Below are 5342 nucleotides of genomic sequence, written 5' to 3'. Positions count from 1 at the left end.
GCGATGAACACGGCATCGGAGTACGGCTTCGGTGGCGTGATCGCGGCACTCCCGGGCTTCCTCGTGGTCGGCGATGCGCTCAAGAGCATCCCGAATCCGCTCGTCAACGCAGCCGTGTCGGTCAGCTCGCTCGCCGGCATCACCGGCTCGGCATCGGGCGGCATGAGCATCGCGCTGGCCGCGATGTCGGATCTGTTCATCAAGGGCGCGCAGGCAGCCAATATTCCGATGGACGTGCTGCACCGGATCGTCGCGATGGCGAGCGGCGGCATGGATACGCTGCCGCACAACGGCGCCGTCATTACGCTGCTCGCGGTGACCGGCCTTACGCACCGCGAGTCCTACCGCGACATCTTCGCGGTGACGGTCATCAAGACGATGGCGGTGTTCTTCGTGATCGCCGTGTACTACGCAACGGGTCTCGTGTAAGGCCTGCCGTCTCCCCGAAGGCAATCAAGCAAACGCTCGCCGGTCACCCGAATCGGCGAGCGTTTTTTATGCGCGTGGCCCAGATCGCCCGCATCGGCGCGGCCGGCATGTGCGACGCGCCGCACGCCCGCAGCACACCATTCACTGCCGGCCTTTGAGCCGCGCCATGTGATACGTCGCGACATACTTGCCGTCGCGCAACGCGAAATCGGGCGACTCGCCTTCGATCCGGAATCCGTGCTTCTCGTACAGTGCGATCGCCGCCGCATTGTCGACAAACACGGTCAGTTCGAGACGCGTGATGTTGAGCCAGTTCTCCGCGAGGTCGATCGCGGCGGCAAGCATCCGGTTGCCGACGCCGCGCCCGTGATGCGAAGCCTTGACCATCATCCCGAACCCCGCCACATGATTTCGGCGCGGGTTGGGCTCCCGGTGCAGCCCGAGATGACCGACGACTTCACCGTCCATCTCCGCTACGAGACTGACGCCCGCCTGCAGCATCGCGCCGATCCGCTGCTGCCATTTTTCGACGGAAGGAAACGGTGCCTGCAGCGTGTTCGCATAAACCGCCGGGTGCGCGGCGATCTGTCGAATCGCCTCGATGTCTTTCGTCTCGGTGTGCCGGATTGTCATGTCGGTCATGATTGTTCTCGGTGGCGCGGCGGCAAAGGGATCTCTTTCGTCGCGCCTCGCTGTTTTTTTGGGGGAGTATCGAGCTTATCCGATTTCACGCGCATCAAATCGATCGCCGTCCCGAACGTGAAAAGACACGCCGCCCGCCGCGTTCGCGCCGACGCCAACACTCGGCCGGATGAACGAAACCTCCGCCCACGACGCCAAACATCAGACAGATCGACGACACGGCCGGCGCCCCGCATCGTGCGAAAATGCTCCGTCCATGCGGCCGGTTCGCGTTAAACTGCCTCCCAGCAGTTTGCGATAACGACACTTCCGCCTTCACGGCAAGAACGATACGAGGATAGGTTCGATGCGCACTACCGGCTCATCCGGGGCAATGACCCTGCTCACCGAACACGACTCGGCCGACGGTCGCGAGCTTCGTTCGCTGCGGCTCGAGGCGACGAGCGACGGCAAGAGCGTGTTGCTGGTCGAAGTCGACGAGCGCAAGCCCGGCATTCATCGCGAGATCCGCTACGAGATTACGCCCGCCGAGCTGATCGCGGCGATCCGTTCGCACGGCGCCGAGCTGCCCGGCGAGAACCACGGCGCGGCATCGCTCGCGCGCACCTCCTCCTGACCTGTCCGCGCCATGAGCCGCGCGCCACGCGCCGGCTCACGCCGCGTTCTTCCTGCCGCTGATCTGAAAATGGCCGATAATCGGCTCATCTTCGCGCCGTCCGCGCGTTGCCTTTCAGCCAGCCGTCATGCTCCGTGACCTCGTCGCCCAATACGGGCCGCTACTCATATTCGCCAATGTGCTCGCCGCCGCGGTCGGGCTGCCCGTGCCGGCCATGCCGACGCTCGTACTGTTCGGTGCGATGGCCGCGATGCATCCGGAGACGATCGGCGCGCAACTGACGACCGTGCTGGCGATATCCGTGCTCGCCGCACTGATCGGCGACACCGTCTGGTATCTCGCCGGACGCCGCTTTGGCGGCAGCACGCTGAAAACGATCTGCCGGCTGTCGCTGTCGCGCGACAGCTGCGTGAAGAAGACCGAGCGCTTCTTCGGCCGCTACGGCGTACGCGTGCTGGCGGTCGCCCGCTTCATTCCGGGCCTGTCGCTCGTCTCCGTGCCGATGGCGGGCGCGCTCGGCACGCGCTACCGCACGTTCGCCGGCTACGATGCGCTGGGCGCCGCGCTGTGGACGCTCTGCGGGCTGATCGCCGGCCTCGTGTTCTATCGGCAGATCGACTGGCTGTTCGCGGGCGCGAGCCAGCTCGGCCGCATGGCGCTGCTGGTCGTGGTCGCGCTGCTTGCCGCCTACACCGCGGTGCGGTGGATGCGCCGCCGCGCGCTGATCCGCCAGCTCGCGAACGCACGGATCGGCGTCGACGAGCTCGACATGCTGCTGCAGGATACGACTGCCCCGGTGATTCTCGACGTGCGCTCCGACGAACACCGCACGCTCGATCCGTTCGCGATTCCCGGCGCCCAGTTCGCCGATGAACGTCACATCGAGGACATCGTCGCGCGCTATCCGCTGACGCAGAAGTTCGTCGTGTACTGCTCGTGCCCGAACGAGGTGTCGGCGGCGCTGATGGCCAAGCGTCTCACCGACGCGGGCTTTATCGGGGCGCTGGCCTTGCGCGGCGGCCTCGATGCGTGGCGCGACACCGGCCATCGGCTCACGTCGCTGGAGAATGACACGCCGGCAACCGACCCGGTCGCCGGCGTGCACAAGCCCGCCTGAGCACGCGCGCCGCCGCGAGGCAGCGCGCGCCCGCCGCGGCGGCGCCGGCCGGGATCAGAACGCCTTCACCGGCACTTTGACGACCAGACGGAACATCTTGCTCGTCGGGTCCGCCGTATGCGAAGAACCGACGTGCCACATCGTCATGAAGGTGAACTTCGTATCCTTCAGCTTGCCGCTCTGGATCGTGTACGACGGGATGAAGCCGAACTCGTGGTGACGACCGTGCACCGGTGCGCCATTCGCCCAGTAGATGCTCGAGTGCGACGGATCGGCCGCCGCGCCCGCGCTGCCGTCCATGCCCCAGCCGGTCAGGCCCCACACCAGCGCCTTGAAGCCGGGCAGGCCCGCCTCCTTGCCGTAGAACGTGTAGCGCAGTTGCAGCGATTTTTCGTGCGGACCGTTGTAGTCGACGTCCATCGAGTTGACGAGGAAGATACCGTTCGTCTCGTTCAGATAGTCGAAGAACTGGTCGCCGAGGATCTGCTGATAGCCGACCAGCAGTTCATGCGGGCCGTGCTGTGCGGCGATCGACAGGCTGTACGCATTGTTGTTGATCTTGCCCTGACGCGCATCGCCCGTGTCGTGCGTCGAGTAGACGTTGCCGAAGCCGGTCAGCTTGACCGTCTTCGGGCTGCCGATGCTCTGCTTGACCGATGCGTAGTACTGGTGCCAGACGTCGTCGGCCTGATCCGCGTACAGCGCCAGCTCGCCGTCCGACGAGAAGTCCCACGTGCCGCCCAGATAGGTCAACCGGTCGATGCGCGTGCCGCCGTACGACGTCGTGAGGTTGGTCAGCGTCGTATGGCCGCGCGCGTCGACCTTCGTGAAGCTGCCCGCTTCGAGCATCACGTTCTTGAATTCGTTGCTGACGATCGACGCGCCGAGGAACGTCGGCGGCAGCGCGCGGTTGTCGTGCTGCTCGAGGAACGGGTTGTCGACGGCATGCAGACCGTACTTGACGACCGTCTCGGAAACGCGCGCCTTCACGTCGTAGATGCCCGGATACGCCCATGCGGTCTGGTTCGATCCGCCGCCGCCCTTCGCGATGTGCACCATGCTGCCGGCGCCCCTGCCGCCGTCGAGCTTGAACGCCCCATACAGCGACGCATCGAAGCCGAAGCCGATCGGGCCCTTCGTAAAGCCGGACTCGAAGTTCGCCTGCGCACCCAGCACCCATGCATGACGGTGCGGGCCGCCCTTTTGGTCGAGCATGTCCGTGTAGTTGCGGAACAGGAAGTTCAGGTGGCTGTCCTGGATCAGGCCATGTGACTTCGCCTGGCTGGACACGAATTCCGGCGGCTCGACGGCCTGCTTGTCTTCGGCGTTGACCACGGCGTTCGGCGTGGTCGCTTCCGGTGCCACGCGCGCGCCCGGCGCGGCGGCGTCGCTCGCGCTTGCCTTCGTGGCGGCCGCATGTTCCGCCTCCACACGCTTGACCAGTGCGCGCGCCTTGTCCACTTTGGACGTGGGCGGGGTCGTCACGGCGGTTCCCGTCGCGGCGGCGCCGGCGTCCGCAGCGGCCGGCGCCGTCGCCGCCGGTGCGGGCGCCGCGTCATCGGCGTACGCGATGCTGGTCAGCGAGACGCCGGCGAGCGCCGGCAGTCCCCAAGCAAGCAGCACCGCCTTCGATGCCGCCCCGATCTTCCTGTGCTTTTTCATTACGGTTCTCTTTTTTGTGTTGACGTCTCTCCGCCGGTCGCGATCTGCTCCCGGCACCACCCCGGCCGCCCGATCAAGGACGTGCCCATACCGCGGCGCGAAGTTCGTCCGCGCCGCATCTACTCCGTTTGTTGGCCAGCCTGATTGTTTCCGTGTCAGCCCGCACCCGCGCGGATGCAGGCGACGCGCGCCGCCGAACCGCCCCGCATCTCCGGCAGCGGGACGTCCTGCGCGCACGCATCGATCGCGTCCGGGCAGCGCGTGCGGAACGCACAACCGGACGGCGGATTCAGCGGCGACGGCATCTCGCCGGACAGCAGCATCGGCCGCCGTGCGCGCTCGCGCACCGGATCCGGCGTCGGCGCCGCATCGAGCAGCGCCCGCGTGTACGGGTGCTGCGGCACGCGGTACACGTCGTGCCGTGCACCGAACTCCATTACGCGGCCGAGATACATCACCAGCACGCGCTGGCTGATCGCCTTCACGACCGCGAGATCGTGCGCGACGAACAGATACGACAGCGACAGCTCGCGCTGCAGATCGCGCAGCAGATTCACGATCTGCGCCTGGATCGACACGTCGAGTGCCGACACGGGCTCGTCGCAGATCACGAGCTTCGGCTCGCCGATCAACGCGCGCGCAATGCCGACGCGCTGACACTGCCCGCCGGAAAATTCGTGCGGATAGCGAAGCAAGTGATGCGCGTTCAGCCCGACACGCTCGAGCATCGCGAGCACGCGGCGGCGCACTTCGGCGCGGCCGATGCCGGGCTGATGCGTGACGAGCGGCTCGGCGACGATCTGCTCGATCGTCATGCGCGGGTCGAGCGACGCGAGCGGATCCTGGAAGATCATCTGCACTTCGCGGCGCATGGCC

5 protein-coding genes and 1 pseudogene are annotated in these 5342 nt (G+C 66.5%); 3 read left to right on the top strand and 3 right to left on the bottom strand.

The window, feature by feature from the left end; genetic code table 11:
* Positions 1–429 (top strand): annotated as a pseudogene (locus KH616_RS20855) (GntP family permease); the annotation flags it as partial.
* A gap of 141 nt (positions 430–570) precedes the next feature.
* Here the strand turns inward: KH616_RS20855 and KH616_RS20850 are convergent.
* Positions 571–1071 carry a GNAT family N-acetyltransferase gene (locus tag KH616_RS20850; RefSeq protein WP_292250424.1) on the bottom strand — a complete coding sequence of 167 codons (501 nt, stop codon included), beginning with the start codon at positions 1069–1071 and terminating at the stop codon, positions 571–573.
* A gap of 346 nt (positions 1072–1417) precedes the next feature.
* Between KH616_RS20850 and KH616_RS20845 the strand changes: the two genes are divergently transcribed.
* Together KH616_RS20845 and KH616_RS20840 are read left to right on the top strand one after the other, a co-directional pair.
* A complete protein-coding gene (locus tag KH616_RS20845; RefSeq protein WP_292250423.1) occupies positions 1418–1687 on the top strand; it encodes a hypothetical protein in 270 nt (89 codons plus the stop codon).
* Between the two features lie 127 nt (positions 1688–1814).
* Entirely contained in the window at positions 1815–2804 is a 990-nt protein-coding gene (locus KH616_RS20840; protein ID WP_292250422.1) for a DedA family protein/thiosulfate sulfurtransferase GlpE, read from the top strand.
* Positions 2805–2858: 54 nt separating this feature from the next.
* Here KH616_RS20840 and KH616_RS20835 read toward each other — a convergent pair whose 3' ends face one another.
* Both KH616_RS20835 and KH616_RS20830 read right to left on the bottom strand, forming a co-directional pair.
* Positions 2859–4466, bottom strand: a complete 1608-nt coding sequence (locus KH616_RS20835; protein WP_292250420.1) for an OprD family outer membrane porin — start codon at positions 4464–4466, stop codon at positions 2859–2861.
* A gap of 155 nt (positions 4467–4621) precedes the next feature.
* Positions 4622–5342 (bottom strand): oligopeptide/dipeptide ABC transporter ATP-binding protein (locus KH616_RS20830; RefSeq protein ID WP_292250418.1); only part of this gene is annotated, 721 nt, incomplete at its 5' end.

The organism is Burkholderia sp., assembly GCF_018375725.1.
GTDB lineage: Bacteria > Pseudomonadota > Gammaproteobacteria > Burkholderiales > Burkholderiaceae > Burkholderia.
The sequence above is the reverse complement of the archived record's forward strand: the minus strand, read 5'-3'. Positions and strand labels throughout refer to the sequence as shown.

Bases quoted from the DNA above. Each gene is read 5' to 3' on its own strand.
- KH616_RS20850 (WP_292250424.1), bottom strand. From the start codon at position 1,071: ATGACCGACATGACAATCCGGCACACCGAGACGAAAGACATCGAGGCG.
- KH616_RS20845 (WP_292250423.1), top strand. From the start codon at position 1,418: ATGCGCACTACCGGCTCATCCGGGGCAATGACCCTGCTCACCGAACAC.
- KH616_RS20840 (WP_292250422.1), top strand. From the start codon at position 1,815: ATGCTCCGTGACCTCGTCGCCCAATACGGGCCGCTACTCATATTCGCC.
- KH616_RS20835 (WP_292250420.1), bottom strand. From the start codon at position 4,466: ATGAAAAAGCACAGGAAGATCGGGGCGGCATCGAAGGCGGTGCTGCTT.